We start from the raw sequence: 24,707 nt of genomic DNA, 5'->3' as shown, positions 1-24,707 counted from the left end.
ATTGGATTTGGCTATATATGAACTCCCATTCCAGATATAAACATGACCACTCCAGTCTAACAGGTCAGTTTTTAACCGAGACTCCTGACCATATTCTGAATGGTCAAGTGAATCCATGATATCATATCCCATTGTCTGTAATTGTGTTTCGATATGTGTGTTGGCTGTAGATGATGTAAGAGGAGTCAGCGATGTTGCCTGCACTGCAAAAACAACTACTGTAACCATGATAATTGCAGCCATTACCGCTTCAAGGGTATGCATCTGACCCATATCATCATTTTTTAGACTGATTTGTAATCTGGATAAATCCATATTACCATATCCTGACCGATAAAATTCGGGACTTTAGGTTATTATCTTCATCTCTGAAGATAACAATTCGTTTGGTCTGGCCTATATCTTTATATGATGGTACTGAGTCGCCTGTAGAACGAATAACAGATGTATTATTCTCTAAAGTTACATTGAGTCTGTAGGTAAAATATGAACCATTTAATCCGAGAATATTATGATATTGGCTGCTGTTGTTGAAAAATTCATCAATTTTAGCTTTATCAACAAAATTATTTGTGGACTCAGTGTTGTCGCTTAATGTAGTTTCAACAAGTTCGGTCGCTGTTCTATCTGCTATTAAAGTTACTTCATTAGAATTTGACTGCAGAGGTGTGAAAAGGCCTGATGCATATTGGAATACAAAAAATACTGCAAATAAAAAAAAGGTTATTGCTATCAAGTAATCAAGAGTTAACTGTCCCTTATCATCAAATTCGTTTTTTGTTTTCATGGAATCAAGTTTTCAATTTTTTGAATTTAACTCAATTATTTTCCTTTATCTGATTCACATCTTTTTCAATGGTTTGTAGTGCATCGAAATCAAAATTAGATCCTGCAAGTTTTTGAATGAACCAGATGGATTTTATATGATCAGTTTTTGTAAGTTTCCAGTTTGATTTTTCACCGTTATGGCTTATACCTGCTGAATACCTAAGTAGTTCCTGCCGTACATCATCACTTATCCAACCCAACTCCTTATAATAAGTTAATACCCCATCGAGATTATTGCCACCTACTCGATTCATTAGGTATTTGAGCCATTCCATGCAAATTCTCATGCTAACCGAATTTTTGGGGATATATTCAAGCTGTACATTCTGACCAGTTGAAACGGTTTCTATATCCTCCTTTCCTTCAGTTCTGTTAACATCAGATAATTTTTTTAACTCCTCTAATGAATTTGCAAGTGCCTGGTTTTCTTTATGGTTACGTTTAATTGCATTTTTGATAACTGGTAATTCCTCTTCAACTTTTGAAAGAATCTCATCCCTTTCTTTTGTATTTTTATCAATTTCTGATAACTTTGATTCAACTGTATCGATTTTGGACAATTTATCATACAAATCAGAGAATTTGGATTCATAATCATCATTAACTTCATTAAGGTGTGATAAAAGTTCTTTATAGGAACCGTACATATCAGAAATACTTTGCTGTATATTTGATAATTCTGATTTTATTTCCTGATTATCGGACTGAGTACTATCAAGCACACTTTCAAGTTCATCTATACGGGTCCCTATTGAATTTAATTTGCTATCACTTTCATTACTGAGTCCAAGTGAATCCTGAAGGTTTTTGAGTTGATATTCAAGATTGTCTATTCTGTCACTTGTAGAATAATAGGAATTATCAATCTTTGATTCAAAATCCTCATTTCGCCTCTGTATTTCCTTAATTCTGTCATCCAGTTCATCCACTGTACTAGAAAGGTTTTGTAGGTCATCAGTAAAATTTTCAACTCTGTTAACAGAACCATTAACCTTGCTCTGTAACTCCTGAAGATCTCCCGCCTGATTAGTAGCCACTCTTGATGCTATATAATCCATGTATTCCTTACTGAAAACCTTGTCTATTTTTTTGTCAAACACGTCTTTAACCTGTTTCTGATGATCGTTAAGCTTTTTGTTTACAAGTCTGTCAACCTGTTCAAAACTTAACCCTGCAGGCTGTCCTGTATATTGTCCTTGCACTTGGAAAGTTCCTGTTGTGGGTTCAAATTCAAAATCATCTTGTTTGGAACCTGTTACATTCTCACGGAACTGTTTCATTCGTTTCCGCAATCTTCCACGCTGGGTAATACCCTTAAAGAAACCGGATATTTTGCCAATTTTTGAAGTTTTTCCTTCTTCAATTTCCTCTGTTTCCTGTTCAACTGGAGGTACAAATTCAGGAGAAGATTCTTCGTGTCCTTCTTCCTCTATATCTTCTTTCATCTGCTCCATCTGGTTTTTAAGACTCTTGCGACCTGACGATCCTTTAACCAGCACTTTAAATGGACTCAAAATTTTCCCAAATTTGGGTTTTATACCTTTTACTTTTGAGAATCTGGAGATTTCCCCCGTTTCTTTAGATTCATCAGGTAGCTCTTCATTACCTACATTTTCAGAGACGTCTTCTGAATCTTCAGTATCCTCAGGTAAATCAGGTTCAAATAGAGGTGGAGGTGTCAGGTCATCAACAGCGGTTTCAGTCCTTTCTGAATCTTTTGTTTGCTCAGCTGAACCTGTTGCTTTCTGCCTGATATTTTTGAATTTATTTTTAAATGATGCTGTCAAATCACTAAACTTTTCGGCATATGCGGCACTTTTCTGTTCACCTGTATCGCTTTTCTCACTCTCGATTGCAGATAGATCTGAAGTTTGCAGGTCTGGTTGTGACTTTTCTGACTCATTTTTAAATGTACCCATTACATATTCATTATCGGGTTCTGATGAACCTGATTGTTCAGCTACCGGGGTTTCACTATATTCTGATTCCTTATTATCGTTAAATGATACACTTTCAGACTCATCTGTTTCTATTGAATATTTGTTATCTGCAGATACTTCTTCATTTTGAATATTTGTTTGAAATTCATCGACCTTTTTGCGTAACTGGTCAAAACTTTCTGTCAAATTCCCTTCATGGGTTATATTCTGGAATTTATCTTTTAATGGTTCCAGTGGCTTTTCTTCATTAACTGATTTGTTTACAGGTTTTGCCAACGACTGGTCTTCAGACTTTGCCTCTTCAAGCTCATCAAACAAATTCCTTCGCTGTGTAATTGATTTAAATTTGTTTTTCAATGATGAAGCATCATCGGATTTATCTGATTCTGGTTCGTTTTCCTCTGTTTTTTCAGGATAAGTAATATCAGATTCTACTGTTTGGTTATTGTCTATTTCTGACTCTGAATCTTTCAGGTTTGTATCAAAGGATTGTTCACTTTCACCAGGTGAAATGTCCTGATAAGAATTATCCTCTGTTTCATTTTCAGTATTAAACGTCTCATAAGGTGGTTCATCAGAATTAGAAATATTTTGCTCTGTATTTTCAACTTCGTCTGATGATGCCAGAGTTGATAAATCAGGTACATCATCAAAAGGTTTAGATTCAGATGCTTCTGGTTCAGAACCAGCCTCTTCCAGACCGTCAACCTCTTCCATGGGCTCATCGCTAAATGCGTTCTGGAGTATATTAGGTGCCTGTTCAAAAGATGATTGCACATCTGAACCTGAATTATCCCCTGCACTATTTTCACTGTTATCAGACACAAGATTTGTTAGGTCAGGTACGTCGTCAAAAGAAGGTTCTTCTGTTGTCCCTGATTCAGAAATTTCTTCCTCTTCTTCAGGTTCAACAGTTTCTAATTCATCTACCTCTTCCATGGGATCGTTACTGAATGCGTTCTGGAGTATATCAGGTGCTTGCCCAAAAGATGATTGTTTATTACTATCTGATGATTTTTCACTTTCGTTATCATCATTGTTTTCTGATGCCAGAGCTGATAAATCAGGTACATCATCAAAAGATGGTGGTTCAGGAGGAGATTCCTTTTCATCTGTTTGATGATTGTTGTCACCATGATCATTTTCGTTTTTTTTCTTTTCCCATGGAAGCTCGCTCATAATTAACCAACTTTCAAATTTGTTGATAGAACGGTATAAAATTTTCTAACAAAATATAATAATGTTAAATATTTATTTAAAGGTTACTCCTTTATAAATTGTTTCAGCAGGTCCTTCCATGTAAAGAAAACCTTTATCATCAAGCTCTATATTAAGCATTCCTCCTTTTGTATGAACCAATACAGGATTTTTTACTTTGCCCAGTAGATTTGAAATGTATGCTGATGCCACAGAACCTGTACCACAGCTTAATGTCTCATCTTCCACTCCGCGTTCATAGGTTCTAATAGTTATCTCATCATTGGAATCAATTCTTACAAAATTAACATTGGCTCCGTTTGGAAAAGTCTCATCAAACCGTATTTTGGGTGCAGTATTCTGTATATTAAAATCCAGATTTTCAACAAATATAACTGCATGAGGTACGCCAGTATTAACCACTGACACTGGATAATCATGTAAATCTACATTGATAAAATAATCATTAGAATCTCCCTGTGCAGGGATATCAGAACGCTTTGTCAGTGGTTTGCCCATATTTACTTTGACCCAGAAACCACCATCATCTTTGCGGGTTTTTACATTATAGACGTCTGCAATTGTTTCTACAGTAGATTCACCAATATTAATATACCCATTATCATAGGCATATTTTACAAGACATCGTATACCATTGCCACACATTTCAGCCTCTGATGCATCGGGCTGCAATAATCTCATTTTCATGTCAGCTTTATCAGAACCAGATATATAAAGGATGCCATCTGCCCCTATTCCAAACTTACGTCTGCAGTATTTAACCGCGAAATCAGCTTTTTGATTTTCAGGAACAATTTCATTTTCAAACTCATCGATTACAATAAAATCATTCCCGTTACCATGTAATTTTGTAAATTCAATCATACCAATTAGAATTACTATATTTATATAAAAAATCTAACCCTGCAAAAAGAACCAAAACACTATTAATATTTATAGTTTAAAACAAAACGGTTTTGGTTTTTAACCATTTATTACAAAGTGTGGCAGAAAAATAAAAAACTAAACGTTTAATGCTTAACCTTGAAATCTCTGAATTCATTAGTTGGTTCATACCAATTGACATTAACATTTTCAACATTTGCCAGAGAAGGTCCAGAGTGTAATTTATCAATCAATTTATTCATTTTCTCCTGACTTCCTTCTGCTACAACTCTTACTCTTCCATCAAACAAATTCTGTACATATCCAGTTAGTCCAAGATGTGTAGCAACATCATTTGTGAACTGCCTGAAAAACACACCTTGGACTCTGCCTGATACATAAATTTCTGCAGCGACTTCTGGTATTGATTCTGGTTCCCGCATGGTTAATTGTTTATCTTTCAGCAATTATAAAAACTTTGGTCTTTTTGTTACATATTTAGCAAGAGGTTGCTCGCGGTAGGGCATTCCTTGTATTTCCGAAATTACCCGGTTGTTCAATTCTTCAACTGTCATTTCTGAACTCTTTGGCTTCTTGGGCAGTGATTCAGATCTTATGGTTACATTTAGTTTACCGCTTTCTATCTCACGGTCACCTATCACAACAACATAAGGTATCCATTCACGTCCTGCTTCACGTATCTTTTTGCCTACTGTATCTTCTCTATCATCGATATCGACACGGCAGTTCAATTGTTCATAAATTTTTTCTGCAAAATCAAAATGGTGCTCGTGCACAGGTATAATTCTTACCTGAGTTGGTGATAACCATACTGGAAGCATGGGTACTTCGCCATTATCAATTTTTATTGCATTTTTCTCAAGAAGTGCGTATATACATCTCTCGATTGCACCACTGGGTGAACAATGAAGCATTGTTGGTCTTTTTGATTCCCCATTTCTATCAGTATAACTGATATCATATGTTTCAGCATTCTCCACATCTATCTGCACTGTTGACAGAGCACTTGCTTTTCCAAGTGCATCAATGAAATTGAATTCGAATTTGAGAACAAAATAGAAAAAGCGTGTATCCCACATCTCAACAAGCACAGGCTTGTTGACAGTTTTAGCCATCTCGGTTATAAAATCCTTATTATTTTCATAGAAATCACGGGTGAAACGTATTGCAACTTCATAATCATCGACATCAACACCGATATTATCAAGTGTATTTATACACATTTTGTACTGGTCATCGAATTCTGAAATCGACTGGTCCATATCTTCACAGAATGTATGCATATCAGGCATTGTGAAACTACGGAGGCGTTTCATACCCACAAGCTCTCCACGCTGTTCTTTTCTGAAACTATATCTTGTCATTTCTACCATTTTAAGTGGAAGATTCTTGTAGGATATTGTCATGTCATGAGACATCAAAAATTGTCCGAAACAGGCTGCAAATCTGAGGAAAAGACTACGTTTATCGGATTCAATGGAATACTGACGTGCAGGGAATCTGTCCAGATATTTTTTCAGTGTGGGGTGGTTCATATCATACATTATGGGTGTTTCAACTTCCATAGCCCCTGATCTGGTTGCCTCATCAAGCACATAATTTTCAAGAAGTGATTTTATAAACCTTCCTCTGGGATAGTACCGAATGTTCCCGGAATCAGAACCCTGTTCATAATCCGCAATTCCCAGCCTTTTCATCAAATCAACATGTGGAGGTGTTTTATCTACCACTCGACTTTCTGATATTTCATAATTTACAAACTTTTCAAGGTTGGAATGGTTTGAAAAATCAAAACTGTCAACATCATGGAGTTCGCCATCGGGTGTTAGAACATACCAGTAAGACTTGGCAGTTTCTTCTGCTTTTAAAGCCTCTGAAACCACTTCTTCCTCTTCAGATTCAGAACCAGTACTTTCCCCGGCAGATGATGTTGATGTACCTTCTAGACGAATAGTACGGGATAATTCTGATAAAGGATGACCTTTACAGTTTATATTAAATGACTTGTACCAGCCAAATGGTGCACGCTTGACTTCGTACTCATCAGAAAGTTCTTTTTCTATTTTTTTTAGTGCCTTTACCGCTGTATCAGGAGATGATAGTTCATCACTAAGATGTGCATATGGGTAAAGCATTATACGGTCTGTATTAACCTGACCCATTATATTTCTGATTTCATCTACAGTCCGTTTTACAATTTCATCTATACCCGATTCATCCGGTTTTTCAACCGCCAGAAAAACTGTCAGTGCTTCTTCAAGACGTCCACTTTTTTGAGAGTCATCCACTTTTTCAGCTACTGGTGTACTTTTTTTTACTTCGTATTCTATATAATCTGAATGAACCAACAATAATCGCATGATTTCACCTTTATAAGAGTTAATGAAACTAATTGATGCCGTGTTTATTAATGTTTAATCAAGACCTAATAAGATTTATAGGTTTTATCCGCACTCCTAACTTTACATAAAACCATGTAAACTTAGGTGAGAAAGTATCATCTTTCTCGTTTAATTCGTTTGCATATTTATTTTCGAGTTATTGTATTTCCAATATGCAATATACAAAGGTTCTTTGAGATTACCTTTGTAGTCCGTGCCAGACAAACGCATTTCTTTTTTAGCAATATTTACAGCGCTGTTTATATCTCTCGAAAGGGTTTGACCGCATTTTTTACAGGTAAAAGTTCTTACATCTGGATCCTTCTTTTCTACGTCTCCACAAATACAGCATTTTTTTGTTGTATTTTTCTCATCAACTTTTTTGAATGTTTTTCCTGATTTTTCACAAACCCATTCAATTGTTCCACGCAATTTTGCGATGAGAGTTTGATTTAATATACTGCGATTTGCTTTTTTATGCGGTGAAACTTCTTTCGATGGAGTATAATCACCTATTAAGATTTTATCGTAGTTTCTGCAAAGATAATTTGCTATTGTAAACATACCCAACTTTGTCTGTTCTCGTTTGGTATGCAGAGCTTTTTCCAGCGCTTTGTTGTATCTTTTCCATTTGTTACTTGGTTCCCAATACCCTCTTGTTTCACTTATAGGTATAAATTGAGATTTGCGTTTGCAGTTATCTCGTTTAGACATTAAATCATCAATCACGCCATCCCAATACTTTATCTCATTTAAATTCTGGAATTCGATAGTATTTCCTTTGTAATCATAAGCTGTTAAGAGGTTCTTATGATTAGGGTCGAGAGCAACCCATTTTTTTGCATCTTTTTTTGGAGGTTTTTCTTTTACAACTGTAAAGATAGCATAAAATTTTCCCTGTTGTTTCACCAATCTGAATGCTCTTGGTTTACCACCATCAAGTTTTGGTTTCTCATTTAGCGTTCCTGTAACTTTTAATTTTTTGGAATATTTGTCTTTACCTAAACTTATGGTCACGGTTTTACCATCTATCTCCCACCCACTTTTTTCTTCATATTCAAGTGAGAACCACTTGTTTTTCCAACTTCTGTGTTTAGGATGTCCTACATCGGGTATCTGGAAAAAGTTTTCATAAGAGTTTGCTAACCTTATCGCCACATTTTTCAGAACTGAAGAATAAACAGTTTTCAAGAATGGTTTTTCTTCTTTTATTCGTGGAACCTGGTTTCTCAAGTTGTATTTATTGGTGAGTTTGTTCTTACTACCATTATACTTATAGTCATATTCGACCATGTCGTAAAGATAATTATATAACCAGTTACATATCTTCGATTGTCCATCGAGAATATTCTCATCTTCATCTGAGAAATAAATCTCCTGTTTTAGAGTGAATGTAACTGTATTTTTAAATTTATCTTTATTCCGAAACGACATGATAATCATCGAATAGCTTTTCGTTTGTCTCTTTGATTTTTTTGTTCTTATGGATCTGACTTCCGTAAAGTTTTGCAGAAAAAACCGTGATGATAGTAAGAACATCTTCGACCAATTCAATTTCGTATGTTTTATCTTCTGTTTGATTGATTTATTTCTAATTTAACACCATTTACAATTCTTACATACTGTGTGCAATATTATGAAAAATTGTTGTATAATATGGGAACTGTTTTATTCCCAAATTACATTATCCGTTATTTTCTGATTTACCTGTATTTTGGACTAAATTATAACCGTAACTGCGTAGCTCATTTACATATACCCTGTACGCTGCAATCAACGCTCCCAGAAGTATCGGAGCGGCGAAAAATCCGGAGATACCACCGACAAACGCTCCTCCAATGAATGCAAGCATGATTAACAACGGATGAACTTTTGACTTAATACTTGCAAGATATGGTCGCATAAATAGCTCAGGGGGTAAATAAATAACTATTGATGCAACGAGGAAAAAAAACAATCCCGCTTCAATGCCCTGATTGAAATAACGAAGTAATGCAAGAGGTACAAGTACCATATAACCTGCAAACAGTGGTACTACAGCCGCTATGAAAATTAATGCAGATAACGCAAGAATATGTGAAAAACCGAAAACATAAAACACTATCGCAGACATAATACTGACAAAAAGTGCTGCATAGGCATTACCAATAAATATACCCCCAAGGATTTTATCCAGTTCTGTTACATAATTTTTAAATGTCTTCTGATAATTACTGGGGGTTATATCAAGAACTTTCTGGTACAGTGTATTCCCATCCGAAAGCATGAAATAGCAAATAATTATTGAAATCACAAGATTTAGCAAAAATATTACAAGGTCTTTGGCATAAGATACAATCCCTATTTCTCTAAGGATTGGTATGATTGATTGTGAAATATCCTGTATACTTTGTTCAATTTCAGTGTGCAAAAAACCTGGTATTTGTACATTGTTTATAAAACCGGTAAGGGATGATATAACTTCGTTCTGATTTTGTACAATCCATGTTATTTGCTGTATTATTTCCAGTATTCCCATGCCAAGTATAAAAATAATTGGAATAACAATACATGTAGTTGCTACAAACGCACCTACGCGTTTATTTTTATTTAATTTCAGGTATATAGGTCGGGATATATAAGCAAAAACAAGACCAAGTATTATCCCGTCAGCAAGCGGACGCAAAATGAATATAATTGCAAGGAAAAATAAAGCTAGAGCTATAGCTGCAATAATCTTCCATTTGTGTTCTATGAGCAGTGCCATACCGTCTTTTCTTTCCTGATTCATTGCAAATCCTGTGTGTTTATATGGTTGCTATTACAATTTCAACAATCTAATAAATCAATAAAAGCAAAACTATATACTATTACTTACTGGTACAAATATATAAAAGCAAGATATAATATTTTTTATTTAACTTGTTACTGATGACAAACCTCTGACTGCTCTACCACGACTGAACAGGCTGTCTGACAATTCATTACTATCAATTTATTTTATTTATCAGTAAAATAAATGTAGGTTAAAGATTAATTATTTATTAATAGCATTCACCCAATCATCCAAAAACCAGATACGGATGCTACCGATTGATATAATAGAAACAGTTAGGATTGATGATTTTTGTTACTTGGTAGTTCATTTTGTGGAAAAGATTCTCTTTGACATTAATTGTCGGACAAGCTCTGAAGTCGTTAGCTTTCACGTACCCCTGTTGCCCCACTATCGTAACAAATCGAAAAATCAAATATAAAGTTTTTATTTAATAATTATTTTTAATTATTAATTAGTTTTTTATATATCTAATTTTATGTAATGGTCATCTATCAAAACACCGACATAATAATGCTCTGTATCTACCAAATTACTCCTTCATGTCGGTGTTATCTCCTCTTTCTAACTATAATTAAATCAGTCATATACGATTTCAATAATATATAGCCTATATAGAATATATCGATTAAATTTATATTATTCAAAATTATTCGTAAACCGAGCACTCAATGGCTGTTTGTGCCGTTTTTATACAGCACCATCTATATAGAGTGTAGACAAATCAAAAAAGATTGAACAACACCGACCTTGAATTCTATGCAACCTCTTAACTTTTCCGGTGTCGTTCTTTTTTTTTCAAGGGTATAATTACAATCTGCAAACTTCGCTTTTACGTATCCAGTCTATATCAGACTGATACAGTTCTCTCAAATCACGAAGACCCAGTTTCAACATCGCAACACGACTAACTCCCAGACCCCATGCAAGGACTGGGTGTTTAATACCGAGCGGGTCTGTTACTTCTTTTCTAAAAATTCCAGCACCTCCAAGTTCTATCCAGCCCATACCATCAATATAGACTTCAGGTTCTACGCTAGGTTCTGTATAGGGGAAATAACCCGGTCTGAAACGAACGTTCTCAAAACCCATACGGTGATAAAACTCTGCCAAGCATCCGAGCAAATTGGCAAAAGACATGTTTTTATCCATAACAACACCTTCAAGTTGCTCGAATTCAGGAAGATGGGTGGGATCTATAGTTTCTCTACGATATGCTCGGTCTATACAAAAAGCCTTCACTGGTGGTTCGGGGTTATCTGCAAGATATTTAATGGTCACTGCGGTTGTATGGGTTCTTAAAACGTTCCTTCTGGCTATATTTTCATCCCATAGACCACCCCAGCCGGTAGAACTGATGTCTCCACCATGTTCATGCATAGCACATACATTGTCTTTACATTCTTCATCAATTTCTGACGTGGATTCAAGGTGGAATGTGTCCTGCATATCACGTGCAGGATGATCTTGTGGCTGGAAAAGTGCGTCAAAATTCCAGAAAGAACTTTGTATAATTTCTCCTTTTATTTCAGTAAAACCCATTTCAATAAAAATCTGGCGCATTTGGTTGATTAGGCGCTGGTAGGGGTGTATCTTTGCACCGTAAACCGGTTTCGGAGGTGTATGTATATTATATGAGCGGAAGTTTTTGTTTTTCCATTCTCCTGTTTTTAGAAGTTGAGAGGTTAGCTGGGTAATTTCCTCCTCAATTTCAATACCCTGTGACACCAGTTTACGTCCCTGATTTGTTATTGAAACATATCTGTATTTTTCTTCATTCTTGATGACAAGTTTACGCTTGAGAAGGTCTTTAAGAGCCGATTTTTCACTGTCCTTTTCAAGCAGTTCCTTTTCAGTGAATGCAATTCCAGATTTATCAGGTTCCTGTGCATATTGTTTAAATCTTGAAAGGATTTTTTCGTCATCACCTATTTCTGGTGAATTTACCGAGGGCATTATCATACTGTTTTTAACATCTGCCCAGCCTTTTTTCTTGAGCCATCCGATAGCGATACCTACCATTTTAGGGGATAGCTGGTTTTTTAAATCATCAATAGCTACTGGTTCAGAAATATATTCAACTATCTGACGTTCAGGCAAACCATTATCAGCATATTCTACACCTTCACCTGTTATTGTATAATTCACAGAAAACTCTTCATCGACTTTTGCCAGCCCTTTTTCCTCGAGTAAAAAAGCTGATTGCATAGCGGCTTCAGGTTTCAGTGAAGTTTTTTCAGCCAGTGTTTTGGGTATTGTGCATTCCAGTTCTCCCAAATCAATTAAAATTTTTTTTTCATTAATTGAAAGATTATAATCAGATGCTTCATGTTTTTGCTTTTGCTCACTCATTTCATCACTCTTTTAATCGCAGTTTTTAAGATAATTTTACCCTGACAGTTCAATGTACATATTTTCTGTATTCACCCAATCCGTATTCATCCAATCTTTCTTTGGCTAATTCACGTTTTTCTTGATGGTCTTTTAAAAACTCGGACATAAGCTCTGCGGTATATTTTTTACAGCTTCCACACATCCGCGTTCCACTTACACATTCATCATAGATTTCTGTAAGCTGTTTATCATCATCTATTAAATGAAACATCAATAATTCATATACAGAACAATTTTTCGGGTTACCTCCCAACCTTTTCTGTTCTTCGAGGCTGATACATCCACCGGTTTTGGAGCGTTTGACTTTTTTGGCTCCTTCTTTTGGGTCATCGGTCAATGCAATATAACTATCCGGGTCACTGCTTGACATTTTACCGCCCTGCAAACCTGACATGAACCTGTGATATGTTGCTACAGGCGGAACAAATGAATAGCCTCCAGCTTCAAGTTCTACCTGAAGAACAATATCTAATATAGTTTCAAAATCATCTGTCTCAAATATGTCAACATGCCCTTCAAAGACTTTACTTTTACCGGGAGCACGTTTTTTAATCTGTTTCAATACATATTCAGGAGCTGATTTATTGCGAATACTGAAATATTGATTCCCATTATTATCTTCACGGGTTTCAATTCTTAACATGTTCATTTTATGAGCCAGTCCTCGAGTCAGGCGTATATGAGGGTCTTGATCCGCTCCAACCGGTACAACCGTCGGCTTTGGACCACCGAATTCCTTTAACTGTGGCTGTAAAATATCAGCGCTCTGGGTAAGAGTACTTATCATGTGCGATACATTGGTTTCTCCACCAAACCCATATATAGCACTGAGTTCTGAATAATTGGTTTTTGACCCCAACTCAAATGCCATATTTTTGACATTATCACATTCCGACTGGAAGTATATATGCCCATCCGGTTCAAAACCCAGAGCTATTAAACTTAAAATATATTCATTAATTCCAAGTTCGCGACATTTGTCCCATGAAAGCCCCCGTACTGCATAAGCCTCTCTGTCCGCAATACCTACAAAAGCATTTGCACCCATCTGTTGATGCCAGATTATTTCATCCATTACCATTTTACCGCCAAGATGTACCATGCCTGAAGGCATGAAACCACTGATAACAGAAAACGGTTCACCCTTGTTCATTGCATCTACAATCAGGTTGTAGTTCCTATGACCGAATACTATATTTCGCCTTATGAATTTGTGAGGGGACGAAATTTCAGAATACACATCTTCTATCGGTGATATTCCAAACTCATCGAATAATTTAGAATAATCTTCTATATCCAGTGTACCCCATGGGTCGATTTTCATTTTCATATCCATATGGTGCCTCTTCAAATCGTTATGTGGATATTATGTTTTCTATTATATATTAATATCAATTGTAGCAGATATCAAATAAATAAAGATAGCAGAATACGATTGCCATCCAGATGGTTAAACATTACGATTTTCAAATGTATAAAAAAGGATGTAAATTTAGAAAATAAGTTTATTGTAATTTTTCAAACCTGAAGGGTATCTCCTCATTATCCGGTATCTTTGATACCAAATTTAAAAAATCAGGTTCATGCATCAGACATCTGCTACGTTTACCTTTAAAATGAGAATAATTCTGGATATTATTCCATATATCTTTTAGTGAATCATTCTGGATATTTCCAAATTCAAAAGGTATATAGGGACAGGGTTTTACTGAACCGTCCACACATACATGCATCCACCTTTGACCTGCCATACATCCAAGCATCTCCCCTTCAAAATACGTATTTGAAAACACTCTCGGACCTTGAGGATTAGAATTTATTTCATGGTACATATCCAGTATTGATTCACGTTCTGTATCAGACAATATAGGATCCTGCGGTTTTTTGGGAACTGATTCCCATAACGACAGTTCATGAACTCCAAGATTTGATGCCAGTTCATAAAGTCTGGGCAATTCATCCATTCTATCGGGTGAAACATGGGTTGCCATTGTCACAAGCAAACCCGCATCTACTGCATTTTTAATGGCATTTATAGCCATTTCATGCGCTCCATCAAGTCTTCTTACAGAATCATGTTTTTCAGAATCTTTGGAATAAATACTGATTAAAAGATTATGTAGACCAGCTTCTTTTAGACGTTTGGCTGTTTCAGGTGTTAGTTCTGTACCCGGAGTGAATATGTTTACTATCGCCCGGTCTTTATCCACATAATCTATAAGTTCAAAAATTTCCTCTCTGAGAAGCGGGTCACCTTCTGTAAAAGTAATTATAAACGCACCCATATCCAGTGCTTCATCAATAGTTCTTTTAATAGTATCAACATCAAGGTCTCCTTCTCCACCACTTACAACACAATGCTCACAGTTACATTTACATTCACGGGTGATTTCAAAGGATACTGTTTCTGGTATATATTTACCAAACGCTATTTTTGTTTCCGCATACAGCAGTCGCTTAAATGGTCCACTTGGTATCGGTGGTAGCCAGGTTGATGCAATTACACTTTCCTCATTCCATGTTGCAGGTTTTTCTTTTTCAAGGCGTGAATTGATTTTGTCCAAAAACGGAGAACAGGTTGATTTTAAAGTGCCGTTTGCCTCAAGCTGTAAAAAACCATCTTGGTGGTTAAGGTCAATCGACAACCCTGGAATCGACATCAATGATATATTTCCTTTACTGTTTGTGGATAATGATTTTGATATATCGTTGTTTGAGCTCATTGTAACCCTTTTTAACTTATTGATGGGCTATTAAAAAACATACCTTGATTTAATTAGTGGTAAAAACAGACAAACCCTAAGCGAGTTGATAATGATTTTGATATATTACACCACTAACAAGTGATGCAATAAAACAAATCATTGGTTTATTCAGCTTTTTCTGCAAACGCAAGATTACCGCTTACACGGTTTATTTTAACTTTTACATTCTGACCTTTTGCAGCACCAGGCACAAATATGGTGAATTTATCAAGTTTTGCAATTCCATCGCCCTTGGAACCTACTGCAGTGATTTGAACATCATAAACCTTGCCTTCTTCGACTGCCACGGTCGGTGCCGTACTAGAAGATGCCTTTTTCTTTTTTATCGGACGATGTGCACCACATGCCAGACATTTCATTACCAGTACCCTGTCGACTTTTTCCAATTGGGTATCTGGTCGTCCACATTCTGTACACAATACATATTCATTCAGGTAGGAATCAAGATTTGATTTTATCAATTCTTTGGGAAACCTACCCTGGAATACAGCTCTGCTTCCTTCTATCTTACCTGCAGTACCAAGTTCACGGTTTAGATATTTTAAAACATGCTCAGGATCTCGATTTAGTACATCCACAATGTTTCCAAAATTGTCTAAAATTGTAGTTTTCCCTTCTTGTAATACCTTGGGTTCTGGAATTGTAAAACGGTCATCTGAAGTTTCCATTTCTGGCATTTTTTCCATTGCACGATCCAGAAGGGAATCATAATCGTTATAATCTACTTCTATGTTAATCACCCTCACTCTTTGATTTTGTTATATTTATATATGATATCTGTAATTTAAAACGTTCGGTCAAAGAAAAATTAAAAAAATGTAAGGTTTATTCTACCAGTTTCCATCCATGATCGACAACAATTCTGAATGGTGTTGGTATTTTTTGACCTGCTCGCCAGAGTGCATCCTTTGCAGCTCCAAAATCATCCTTATTCACAGATACTGTAAATACTTTTTGACCTGCAGAAACACGGGCTGCTGTACCTACATTTTTACCAAATGCCTGCCTCATACCACTTGAAACACGGTCTGCACCAGCACCAGTAGCCTGTTTATTCTCTCTTAGTACTTCATGTGGATATACTCTTACTTTAAGATGATATCCTGCACGACCTGCTGCCTTCATTAATTTCCTATTTGCAGAAACACGGGCTGATTCCAGCGCAGTATGACGTATATGGCAGTCTTCATCAGCTATTAATGATAATTTTACAGGGAACTGTGCGGTTTTGTTGCCCATATCATAGTGGATTACCTGGCTGCCCGGTACACCACCCATATATTCACGTCTTGTATATGAGCGTTTTTTTACATTCCTATACATGCTTGCTGGTTTTCGTGCCATAAAATTAAGCCTCCTTGATAATTAAGATTAAATTGAAAAATTCTTCTAATTTGGATTTACTTCGCCTTACTATGCGATACACCTATATGTATCTATTGATAACTTAACCTGAAAACATTTGTAATATATAAAATTCCCTGTTATGTCAGGGTATATAAATCTTATTTGAAGTTTTAAACATTGGTTGACATAAATTTTTCATTCATAATGGTAACAATATGCTGAAATTAACCCGAAACATCCGGTAAGCATCATGTTTCCAAATGGCGCAGCAAAATGTAATTTATCCCACAACTTTGGATGTTTATCATAATTATCCAGATTTTGAATCATTTCCCGTCTTGGACCTGTTACCATCACAGAATTGATGTTGTCAAAGCCAATTTTTCTGTCTATATAACATCCATGACCTTTATCATTAAATATTTCTTCAAAGGTAAGGTCGCCCTCTGAAAGCCTTATTATATAATCCTGTAGTCGGGACGGTGTTAGTTGGGATGTATGATGTTCAAATAATGCTACAACTTTGTTATCAACAACAAGTGCTCCAAGAGTATGCCCATTTCCTATGTTTACTACTAATGATGGTTGATATGAATTGGAATCTTTTAACGAACCAAAAATAGCGGCTGGTCCAGTATCCATAAAAACCGATTGTGTTCCTCCAATTATACGCGATGCATCCATCAGACGTGTAAGATACGGGGGTATATCATTATTTTTATAGGAAAATTGCTCAATGCCGCCACCTTCTTGAATAGCGTTTTCAAAATGTTTAAACCTGTAAACACGATTACTTGACTCGGGTGAATATCCATGATCTTGGACGGCTACCGCAAATTTTGACGGTGCGGTTATACCAAACTGATAAAAAGCATTTTTTATCTCATCTAAAATTAAATCCTGCAGATTTATACGCTGCAAATTTTCAGGAAGTGATTTCAGTCCATATTCATCAATTATCTTAACACCCATAGAACGAATTTTATCAGGGTCATCATTGATGGTTAGTGCAGCATTTTCTGTAGCATAAACATTTAATCCTTTTTTCAGATGGTCTTTAACTGCTTTGGTGGAAGGACCTCCACCCATAATGTATCCTGTAAGTACTATATCTATTCCCTGTGATGTTGCCTTACGGATTTTATCTGCAACCATTACTGTTGGAGACGGCATTATCATTACAGGGCTGTTCTCCATACCTTTTTTAGTATCGTACAAAAGGATATCCTGTGTACCGGTACCTACATCTATTGAAAGTATCTGCATATATTTTAACAAATGGAAAAGTTCAATTTATAAGCATCCATACGGAAAATAGGTTTATATCTTTGTTGGACACAAACAATTAAATAAATCATCGATAATGTATAGGATACTAATTATCTTAACAGATTAGAAAGCGTTTTTTATGAATATAAACTCCAATCCCACACAGAGTCACAAAAGTGAGACTGTTAGTACATATAATTTTTTTCTAATCACGATATCCAGTTCAAGATACTACGAATATGGAGACGTGACAAATCCAGAAGAAGTTGATGATACATCAGGCAATACTATAAAAAATCTATTAACCACAAATGGACATAATGTTATACAGTATAAACTTATAAATGATGATTTTACTGCTATACAAAATACGGTCAATTCAGCGGTTTGCAGTAATGCTGATATTGTGATTACAACAGGGGGTACAGGATTAACTTCACACGATGTTACTATTGAAGCCGTACAGCCACTTTTTGATAAGGAAATTCCCGGATTTGGAGAGCTTTTCAGGTTCAAAAGTTTAGAAGACATCGGCACATCAGTAATACTTACGAGAGCTACAGCTGGTGTTGTCAGAAATAAAACCGTTTTCTGCTTGCCAGGTTCTAACAATGCAGTACGTCTGGCTATAAGAGAAATTATTATTCCAGAAACAGACCATATAGTCAAACATACGAAAGATTAAATAGGCAGTTTCAATAAATATGGATTAATAAAATCATTAATTTAAGGACAATAGATATCAGATATATTTAAACCAAAATGTATCAATGCACCTTTGCATCTAATAAACTAATTTCTGGATTCAATAACCATTACTATGAGGTATCCAAACATGGATAAAAAGCAATTATATAAACTAAAATCAGAGGCATCACAACTAAAACCAGTAATTCATATTGGAAAAAGCGGACTGACAGAACCAGTCATTGAAGAGTTGAAAAAACAAATAAAAGCCAATCGGCTTGTTAAAGTTAAAATTTTAAAAAGTACATTCGAAAGTGAAGATACAATCCAGTTCTCCCAGAAAATTGCTGATGCTACAAACACTACTCTCATTGATGTAAGAGGAAACAATGTAGTACTTTACAGATAATTACATTCATTTAATTGTTTAATGTAGGTTTTTGCTGTCTGATACTATTTCTATATCTTGTAAAGTCATAAGTGCACCAGGCAGCATTTCCTTAAGATGTGGTATTACATTTCTTATCTTTTCCTCATCATCAATTACCTCTACTATAACTGGAAGGTCAACTCCCAGCCTTAAAACATTTGCTGTATGAATTTCATTATGCGTACCGTATCCTTCAATACCATGTATAACAGTAGCTCCAGCAATTCCTGAGTCTTTCAAGTATTCCAATACAGCATCATGAGATGTTTTACCCTTGTATGTATCACTCTGGTTCATATAAATTCGAAGGATTACCAAATTCACAATACAACCTCCCTACTAATACTGTATAGAATTTCATTTTAAATTAATTTAACCATTATACCTTTTTACTGATTTTAAGCATAGTGGTTGTAATAAAAGTATAAAAATAAAAACAAAATAGTTTTACTCAATCAGGACAATATCTACTTCCTCTCCTTTTTCATAACCCTCAGTATTTTCTGGAACTATTACAAGACCATTTGATTTTGCAACTGAACTCAAAACTCCTGCACCAGAGGTCATAACAGGATGTGCAGTCGAACTGCCAAAATCTACTACAACTCTTGAAAAAGTCATATACCCTTCTTTTGAAGGTATTTTATCCGATAGTTCTGCCTTTACTGTTGCATCCGGTAAATCTGGAATATGTCCTATTTTTCTTAGTGCCGGACGAGCAAACATAAGCAAACCTATAAATGCGGCAACAGGATAACCCGGAAGACAAATTACAGGAACATTATCAATTACACCCAATGCTATCGGTTTGCCAGGACTCATACTTACTCCATGAACAAGCACATTTCCGAGTGATTTCACTACATCAGGCACATGGTCTCTTTCTCCTACTGAAGTTCCCCCACAAAGTATAATCATATCCGATTCAAGCTGTGATTGAATGGTGCTTTTTATAAGATCAGGATTATCCGGGACGATTTCACAGTATTCAGGTAAACCACCCCATTTTTCAATATATTTTGCTGTCATAAGACCATTGGTTTCAACCACTTTACCCGGTTGGAGTTGAGAACTGGATGTTCTTGGTACAAGTTCATATCCGGTAGGTATAACTGACACATGCGGTTTTTTATATACTGTTACATTGTTTATTCCAAGAGATGAGAGAACTGCTAAATCACATGGTCTCAGCATGTGCCCATCAGCAAACACTGTATCATTTTTTTCTATATCTTCTCCAATAGTCCCCACATGTTTGTTTGGATGGACATGGGTTTGAACTTCAACCATATTCCCCGCAGGAATGGTATCCTCAACCATTACTACCGCATCCGCTCCGTCCGGTATGCTGGAGCCTGTGTGAACCCTCATACATGTTCCTTCTACAACTTCTTCATCATCAATCTGTAGCATTATCGGATTTTCTGGTGAAGCACCCACAGTATCTGAAGAACGGACTGCGTAGCCATCCATTGCCGCACGTCTATAATGCGGTACATTTCTGTTTGCTGTTACAGAATCTGACAATATTCTCCCAGAACATTCATCAATAGATACCTGTTCTGTATTCTCAATTGAATTAAAAGCATTCAAAAATATATTTCTGGCTTGATTTACAGGTGTTCGTTCTTTAAAAAATCCGGTCATTATTAAATCCCAGTTAAGTTTATCAATTCTGGTAAACCTTTCAAAGCATCCTTTCTCTTTTAACCCCCGGAAACAGGAGGTAGAATTGCTATTTCATCATGCCCCTTAAGCTGGGTTGAAAGCCCTTCAAGGTGCTGAATATTTTCTCCATTTAACAATACATTTATGTATCCCTGAAGTTCGTCTTCATATTCTGGGTTTTCAAAAATAAGCTCTTTTAACTGGGGATATTGCTGACCCAACGAATTCAATATATCCGATACTGTGTCTCCACTGATAGTTACTTCTGAAACTCCGGCATATTCGCGAAGATTTGCAAACAGTTTTACTTTTACATCGACCATGGATTAGCCTATTAATTCACATATATTAATAATTTAATCCAAAAAAGAGTTATTACAAATTTAATAAAAAATGGTGGGATAGAACGGATTTGAACCGTTGTCCAAGCGTCCCAAACGCTCGAGGATCGTCCAGGCTACCCTACTATCCCGATATGTATTTTATCGCACGTTCCACACTAATACTCATTCCCCTTAATATATTTAACTATTGTAAAAGGACATACATAGCTTAAATCTTTGTGATGTGGATATTATTTCCAGCGATTAAAAACCTCATTTTCAATACCTAAAAGATCAAGCGCTCTGCCAGAAATTGTATCTAACAAATCTTCTATTGTCTGTGGATTTGAGTAAAACCCCGGACACGCCGGAAGAATTGTAGCTCCGGATTGGGTTGCCTTTAACATATTTTCAATATGAATCTGGTTTAATGGTGTTTCACGAGTCATAAGTACCAGATTACGCCTTTCTTTCATACATACATCCGCTGACCGGGTTAAAAGGTTATCAGTAATTCCATTTGCAACTGAACCCAAGGTTTTCATACTGCAAGGTGCTACAATCATACCTGCAAACCGGTGTGAACCACTGGCAATAGGCGCAGTAAAATCTTTTTCATTATAGGCTCTAGATGCCATATCCTCTATTTCAAGAACTGAGTACTCTGACTCTATACCAATCAGTTTTTTTGCTGACTCTGTAATAACAAGATGTATAAATACATCGTCCATACCGGACAATATCTGCATCAGACGGATGCCATAATGTACACCCGATGCACCACTAATACCAATTGCTATTTCTATCAAACGTTTTCCTCCAGATACTTAATAAACCTATCAACTATAATATCTGATACCTCAACTATTTTGTCGATTTCTTCTCCCGTAATATCATCAAGATGTATGCCCGCCATAAAAACAGTTGTTCTGTGAGTGAAGGAACTAATTTTTCTTGCAGCCTCGAGTGCTATCCCTTCTTCCCGGTGTCCGGGCAATGAAATTACAGATGATGTAGAGATTGCTTTATTATCATCATATATGCCAACCGCAGCCGCACCGATATGTTCGTGACCTCCTTTAAGGGTTACAATATAATCTTCACCCATCATTTCCCATTCAAGAACAATTTCCGCTCTACCTGAGGTTTCTGTAATTGTATTCAAAAACACACCTTCTTAATACTCAGTTAGACGATATTGTTTCATAGGTCGTTTTACTTCAAAAAACTCGCGTGCAACTCTACCTACAACATCACGGTATTCTTTTGGAGTATAAACACCCATTTTCCAATTATCTTTATGTGCCTGTTCAAGGGTTGCGACAACTTGGGATACATCATCAAGATGCTGCATTTTACTGTCAGTTCTGATTAATGCCTTCATTTCCTCAATTTCAGGAGTATTAGGAATATCAATCAGCACATACCTACTGTCAATACCTGCTATATCTGCAATTTCTTTTTCAACTCTTTCAACATTATCCCTGTAGCGCAGAACATCTACTCCAAGTGACTGGAAACCTACTCGAAGAGCCCGCTTAAACAGTTTTCTCTCTTCAATACATTTTCCAAGTTCACCCGCATATCCGTCATCAGAACGTACAACTTCAAAAAGACTACCATCATCCATTTTGTTCAGTTCAAACGGAGACAAAATCCCTCTTTCTATAAGGTTTTGAATCGCCCTTACATACATCGTTTCTGCTATTCTTGAGACGTGATGATAATACACCGATGGATACATCAAAAATCTGGACAACAACAATGACTCTGCAGCTTTTAAACCTCCCCACCTAACCACCAGTATATTCCCAAAAATTTCCATCTCATGAATTAAGCGCTCATAATCCACCAGACCAAACGTTACTCCTGTATAATGTGCATCCCTTACAAGATAATCCATCCGGTCAACATCGATTTCACTGTTAAGTATTTGTCCAAGTGCTGTCTCACCCTTAATATGTTTTGCAACTGTTTCAGGGTCGATATCATGCTCTCGCAGAATGTTTGCTATTTCATCTTTTTTGATAACATCTCTGACATCGTCATGTTTTTTTCTGGTGTAGTATTTAACCGTACCCTCTGTTACATGAGAATAAGGACCATGACCAATATCATGCAAAAGTGCTGCAGCTTTTAATCCATTTTTTTCATTGTCGCTTATATTATCCAGCTGGTTCATAAGCATGGTGGCAAGATGCATTACACCGAGAGAATGTTCAAAACGAGTATGGTTTGCTCCCGGGTAGACGAGTGAAGATAGACCCAGCTGTTTGATTCTTCTCAACCGCTGCATGAGTGATGTATCAATCAGTTTCAGTGAGAGTTCATCCAGTTCAATGTATCCATGTACTGGGTCACGAATAACTTTCATATTTTTATAAATCGGTTTCATTATATAATGGTGTTTTGATTATTGTTATAAAAACATAGAGGATTAGCATGATTGTTCTATCAGGTGGTACAGGAACCCCAAAATTGCTGAACGGATTAAGAAATATTATACCTGAAGAGGAAATCACAGTAGTGGTCAACACCGGCGAAGATATAAGAATATCAGGTAATCTGATATCTCCTGATGTGGACACTGTATTGTACCTCTTTTCCTATAAACTCGATACTGATAAATGGTGGGGTGTTGCAAATGATACATTCACAACACATGAGACAATGAAAACAAACGGATATGATGAAGGCATGATGCTTGGAGATATCGACCGTGCAACCCATATCATGCGTTCGGAATACCTCCGAAATGGAGATAATCTGACTCAAGCCACATCCAAACTTGCAACTAATTTTGGTATAAGAGCAAATATATTACCCATGTCTGATGACACTGCTACTACAACTATAAAAACACCTTCCGGAAACCTGCATTTTCAGGATTTCTGGATAAAGGAGAAAGGTGAATTAGACGTTTACGATGTCTTTATAGACGGTGTATCGAATGCATCTATCTCACCAGCCGTCCTTGACGCCTTTGAAAAAGAAGATGAGGTATTAATCGGACCTAGTAATCCGATAACAAGTATTGGGCCTATCCTTTCCCTACCAACAATGAAAGAAATATTAAAGGACAAGAAAGTTGTAGCTGTAAGCCCGATAATCGGTAATGAACCTGTTAGCGGTCCAATAGCAAAGCTTATGCATGCTAATGATATGGAAGTATCCTCCATAGGAGTAGCAAAATGTTACAAAGAATTCCTGAACGCTTTTGTCGTTGATAAAAACGACCATTTCAAAGAAACCGACTTTAAAAATGAAGGTATTGAATGCTATATCAAATATGCAGATACTCTGATGAAGTCCACAGATATAAGCATCAATCTTGCAAAACAAATCAGGAAAATATTTGATGAAATCTGATACAAGTGAACTACACCTGAGCTAAAGACTCCGGTGCTTCCTGTTTCATCCTTTTCCCTTATGGGAACAAGTCCACAGGATCTACCCCTCGTTCCGAAGGTGCTTATGTTCCTATTAGATTTTGCTTATCTAATGCAAATTTTTTAATATTTATTGATGCATTGATGTCTCTACCATGTTCAGTTTTGCAGTCAGGACATTCCCATTCTCTGTCTTTAAGTTCCAAATCCTGATGATAATATCCGCATACATGACAGATTTTGCTTGATGGGTCGAATTGTCCTATCTTGATGATATTTTCACCATACCATTCTGCTTTATATTCTAATTTCTGTACAAAACTACTCCAAGAGGCATCAGTTATATGCTGTGCAAGATTATAATTTTT

Annotated in this window: 23 protein-coding genes, 1 tRNA gene and 1 pseudogene; 3 read left to right on the top strand and 22 right to left on the bottom strand. The window is 36.2% G+C overall.

All coding sequences use genetic code 11. From position 1 onward, the window contains the following. The 14 genes and pseudogenes from QZ276_RS07135 to QZ276_RS07070 form a co-directional block, all read right to left on the bottom strand. A pseudogene (locus tag QZ276_RS07135) lies at nucleotides 1–315 on the bottom strand (hypothetical protein); the annotation flags it as partial. A 1-nt stretch (nucleotide 316) separates the two neighbouring features. Beyond that, complete coding sequence (locus QZ276_RS07130) at nucleotides 317–787, bottom strand: hypothetical protein (protein ID WP_292486616.1); 471 nt, start codon at nucleotides 785–787, stop codon at nucleotides 317–319. Nucleotides 788–818: 31 nt separating this feature from the next. Beyond that, entirely contained in the window at nucleotides 819–3,947 is a 3,129-nt protein-coding gene (locus tag QZ276_RS07125) for a FlaD/FlaE family flagellar protein (protein WP_292486614.1), read from the bottom strand. Nucleotides 3,948–4,019: 72 nt separating this feature from the next. Then, the gene (dapF, locus tag QZ276_RS07120) at nucleotides 4,020–4,850 is read right to left on the bottom strand and encodes a diaminopimelate epimerase (RefSeq protein ID WP_292486611.1); all 831 of its coding nucleotides are present in this window, start codon (nucleotides 4,848–4,850) and stop codon (nucleotides 4,020–4,022) included. Between the two features lie 146 nt (nucleotides 4,851–4,996). Beyond that, a complete protein-coding gene (locus QZ276_RS07115; protein WP_342765713.1) occupies nucleotides 4,997–5,317 on the bottom strand; it encodes an acylphosphatase in 321 nt (106 codons plus the stop codon). Continuing rightward, complete coding sequence (locus tag QZ276_RS07110; RefSeq protein ID WP_292486610.1) at nucleotides 5,318–7,231, bottom strand: threonine--tRNA ligase; 1,914 nt, start codon at nucleotides 7,229–7,231, stop codon at nucleotides 5,318–5,320. A gap of 150 nt (nucleotides 7,232–7,381) precedes the next feature. Beyond that, nucleotides 7,382–8,686 carry a transposase gene (locus tag QZ276_RS07105; RefSeq protein ID WP_292486608.1) on the bottom strand — a complete coding sequence of 435 codons (1,305 nt, stop codon included), beginning with the start codon at nucleotides 8,684–8,686 and terminating at the stop codon, nucleotides 7,382–7,384. A 250-nt stretch (nucleotides 8,687–8,936) separates the two neighbouring features. Beyond that, nucleotides 8,937–10,022 (bottom strand): AI-2E family transporter, encoded by a 1,086-nt coding sequence (locus QZ276_RS07100; protein WP_292486606.1) that lies wholly within the window; start codon nucleotides 10,020–10,022, stop codon nucleotides 8,937–8,939. An 855-nt stretch (nucleotides 10,023–10,877) separates the two neighbouring features. Next, entirely contained in the window at nucleotides 10,878–12,419 is a 1,542-nt protein-coding gene (locus QZ276_RS07095; protein ID WP_292486604.1) for a phenylalanine--tRNA ligase subunit alpha, read from the bottom strand. 49 nt (nucleotides 12,420–12,468) lie between these two features. Further along, nucleotides 12,469–13,791 carry a tryptophan--tRNA ligase gene (locus QZ276_RS07090; protein ID WP_292486620.1) on the bottom strand — a complete coding sequence of 441 codons (1,323 nt, stop codon included), beginning with the start codon at nucleotides 13,789–13,791 and terminating at the stop codon, nucleotides 12,469–12,471. A 175-nt stretch (nucleotides 13,792–13,966) separates the two neighbouring features. Next, nucleotides 13,967–15,184 carry a radical SAM/SPASM domain-containing protein gene (locus QZ276_RS07085; protein ID WP_292486602.1) on the bottom strand — a complete coding sequence of 406 codons (1,218 nt, stop codon included), beginning with the start codon at nucleotides 15,182–15,184 and terminating at the stop codon, nucleotides 13,967–13,969. Nucleotides 15,185–15,330: 146 nt separating this feature from the next. Beyond that, nucleotides 15,331–15,966, bottom strand: coding sequence for a translation initiation factor IF-2 subunit beta (locus QZ276_RS07080; protein ID WP_292486599.1), 636 nt, complete (start codon nucleotides 15,964–15,966; stop codon nucleotides 15,331–15,333). Nucleotides 15,967–16,051: 85 nt separating this feature from the next. Continuing rightward, nucleotides 16,052–16,570 (bottom strand): 50S ribosomal protein L16, encoded by a 519-nt coding sequence (locus QZ276_RS07075; RefSeq protein WP_292486597.1) that lies wholly within the window; start codon nucleotides 16,568–16,570, stop codon nucleotides 16,052–16,054. Nucleotides 16,571–16,768: 198 nt separating this feature from the next. Continuing rightward, nucleotides 16,769–17,839 (bottom strand): DUF1786 domain-containing protein, encoded by a 1,071-nt coding sequence (locus QZ276_RS07070; RefSeq protein WP_292486595.1) that lies wholly within the window; start codon nucleotides 17,837–17,839, stop codon nucleotides 16,769–16,771. Between the two features lie 142 nt (nucleotides 17,840–17,981). Between QZ276_RS07070 and QZ276_RS07065 the strand changes: the two genes are divergently transcribed. Together QZ276_RS07065 and QZ276_RS07060 are read left to right on the top strand one after the other, a co-directional pair. Next, nucleotides 17,982–18,527, top strand: coding sequence for a molybdenum cofactor biosynthesis protein B (locus QZ276_RS07065; RefSeq protein ID WP_292486594.1), 546 nt, complete (start codon nucleotides 17,982–17,984; stop codon nucleotides 18,525–18,527). Nucleotides 18,528–18,677: 150 nt separating this feature from the next. Beyond that, entirely contained in the window at nucleotides 18,678–18,938 is a 261-nt protein-coding gene (locus QZ276_RS07060; RefSeq protein ID WP_292486592.1) for a YhbY family RNA-binding protein, read from the top strand. Between the two features lie 18 nt (nucleotides 18,939–18,956). Here QZ276_RS07060 and QZ276_RS07055 read toward each other — a convergent pair whose 3' ends face one another. From QZ276_RS07055 to QZ276_RS07025, 7 genes are all read right to left on the bottom strand, one after another. Further along, nucleotides 18,957–19,283: a DUF190 domain-containing protein gene (locus tag QZ276_RS07055; protein ID WP_292486590.1), complete on the bottom strand. Its 327-nt coding sequence runs from the start codon at nucleotides 19,281–19,283 to the stop codon at nucleotides 18,957–18,959. 123 nt (nucleotides 19,284–19,406) lie between these two features. Then, nucleotides 19,407–20,606 (bottom strand): gephyrin-like molybdotransferase Glp, encoded by a 1,200-nt coding sequence (gene glp, locus QZ276_RS07050; protein ID WP_292486588.1) that lies wholly within the window; start codon nucleotides 20,604–20,606, stop codon nucleotides 19,407–19,409. A 59-nt stretch (nucleotides 20,607–20,665) separates the two neighbouring features. Next, on the bottom strand, nucleotides 20,666–20,950 hold the full coding sequence (locus QZ276_RS07045) for a ubiquitin-like small modifier protein 1 (RefSeq protein WP_292486586.1): 285 nt from the start codon (nucleotides 20,948–20,950) through the stop codon (nucleotides 20,666–20,668). A 71-nt stretch (nucleotides 20,951–21,021) separates the two neighbouring features. Next, a tRNA-Pro gene (locus QZ276_RS07040) sits at nucleotides 21,022–21,099 on the bottom strand. Between the two features lie 102 nt (nucleotides 21,100–21,201). Beyond that, nucleotides 21,202–21,756 carry a UbiX family flavin prenyltransferase gene (locus tag QZ276_RS07035; RefSeq protein WP_292486618.1) on the bottom strand — a complete coding sequence of 185 codons (555 nt, stop codon included), beginning with the start codon at nucleotides 21,754–21,756 and terminating at the stop codon, nucleotides 21,202–21,204. Further along, nucleotides 21,756–22,121, bottom strand: a complete 366-nt coding sequence (locus QZ276_RS07030) for a hypothetical protein (protein ID WP_292486584.1) — start codon at nucleotides 22,119–22,121, stop codon at nucleotides 21,756–21,758. Before QZ276_RS07030 ends, QZ276_RS07035 begins: the two co-directional genes overlap by 1 nt. A 6-nt stretch (nucleotides 22,122–22,127) precedes the next feature. Then, nucleotides 22,128–23,324, bottom strand: a complete 1,197-nt coding sequence (locus QZ276_RS07025; protein ID WP_292486582.1) for an HD domain-containing protein — start codon at nucleotides 23,322–23,324, stop codon at nucleotides 22,128–22,130. Between the two features lie 68 nt (nucleotides 23,325–23,392). Between QZ276_RS07025 and cofD the strand changes: the two genes are divergently transcribed. Beyond that, nucleotides 23,393–24,319, top strand: coding sequence for a 2-phospho-L-lactate transferase (gene cofD / locus QZ276_RS07020; protein ID WP_292486580.1), 927 nt, complete (start codon nucleotides 23,393–23,395; stop codon nucleotides 24,317–24,319). A gap of 103 nt (nucleotides 24,320–24,422) precedes the next feature. Here the strand turns inward: cofD and QZ276_RS07015 are convergent. Continuing rightward, on the bottom strand, nucleotides 24,423–24,707 hold a 285-nt coding region (locus QZ276_RS07015; RefSeq protein ID WP_292486578.1), incomplete at its 5' end, for a zinc ribbon domain-containing protein.

Origin of the sequence: Methanohalobium sp. (assembly GCF_018609725.1) — an archaeon.
GTDB lineage: Archaea > Halobacteriota > Methanosarcinia > Methanosarcinales > Methanosarcinaceae > Methanohalobium.
This window is presented reverse-complemented; position numbering and strand designations above follow the sequence as displayed.

What these genes read in the sequence shown, in the direction of transcription:
- QZ276_RS07130 (WP_292486616.1), bottom strand. Translation starts at nt 787, where the DNA reads ATGAAAACAAAAAACGAATTTGATGATAAGGGACAGTTAACTCTTGAT.
- QZ276_RS07125 (WP_292486614.1), bottom strand. Translation starts at nt 3,947, where the DNA reads ATGAGCGAGCTTCCATGGGAAAAGAAAAAAAACGAAAATGATCATGGT.
- dapF (WP_292486611.1), bottom strand. Translation starts at nt 4,850, where the DNA reads ATGATTGAATTTACAAAATTACATGGTAACGGGAATGATTTTATTGTA.
- QZ276_RS07110 (WP_292486610.1), bottom strand. Translation starts at nt 7,231, where the DNA reads ATGCGATTATTGTTGGTTCATTCAGATTATATAGAATACGAAGTAAAA.
- QZ276_RS07105 (WP_292486608.1), bottom strand. Translation starts at nt 8,686, where the DNA reads ATGTCGTTTCGGAATAAAGATAAATTTAAAAATACAGTTACATTCACT.
- QZ276_RS07100 (WP_292486606.1), bottom strand. Translation starts at nt 10,022, where the DNA reads ATGAATCAGGAAAGAAAAGACGGTATGGCACTGCTCATAGAACACAAA.
- QZ276_RS07095 (WP_292486604.1), bottom strand. Translation starts at nt 12,419, where the DNA reads ATGAGTGAGCAAAAGCAAAAACATGAAGCATCTGATTATAATCTTTCA.
- QZ276_RS07090 (WP_292486620.1), bottom strand. Translation starts at nt 13,791, where the DNA reads ATGAAAATGAAAATCGACCCATGGGGTACACTGGATATAGAAGATTAT.
- QZ276_RS07085 (WP_292486602.1), bottom strand. Translation starts at nt 15,184, where the DNA reads ATGAGCTCAAACAACGATATATCAAAATCATTATCCACAAACAGTAAA.
- QZ276_RS07075 (WP_292486597.1), bottom strand. Translation starts at nt 16,570, where the DNA reads ATGGCACGAAAACCAGCAAGCATGTATAGGAATGTAAAAAAACGCTCA.
- QZ276_RS07070 (WP_292486595.1), bottom strand. Translation starts at nt 17,839, where the DNA reads ATGCAGATACTTTCAATAGATGTAGGTACCGGTACACAGGATATCCTT.
- QZ276_RS07065 (WP_292486594.1), top strand. Translation starts at nt 17,982, where the DNA reads ATGAATATAAACTCCAATCCCACACAGAGTCACAAAAGTGAGACTGTT.
- QZ276_RS07060 (WP_292486592.1), top strand. Translation starts at nt 18,678, where the DNA reads ATGGATAAAAAGCAATTATATAAACTAAAATCAGAGGCATCACAACTA.
- glp (WP_292486588.1), bottom strand. Translation starts at nt 20,606, where the DNA reads ATGACCGGATTTTTTAAAGAACGAACACCTGTAAATCAAGCCAGAAAT.
- QZ276_RS07045 (WP_292486586.1), bottom strand. Translation starts at nt 20,950, where the DNA reads ATGGTCGATGTAAAAGTAAAACTGTTTGCAAATCTTCGCGAATATGCC.
- QZ276_RS07025 (WP_292486582.1), bottom strand. Translation starts at nt 23,324, where the DNA reads ATGAAAGTTATTCGTGACCCAGTACATGGATACATTGAACTGGATGAA.
- cofD (WP_292486580.1), top strand. Translation starts at nt 23,393, where the DNA reads ATGATTGTTCTATCAGGTGGTACAGGAACCCCAAAATTGCTGAACGGA.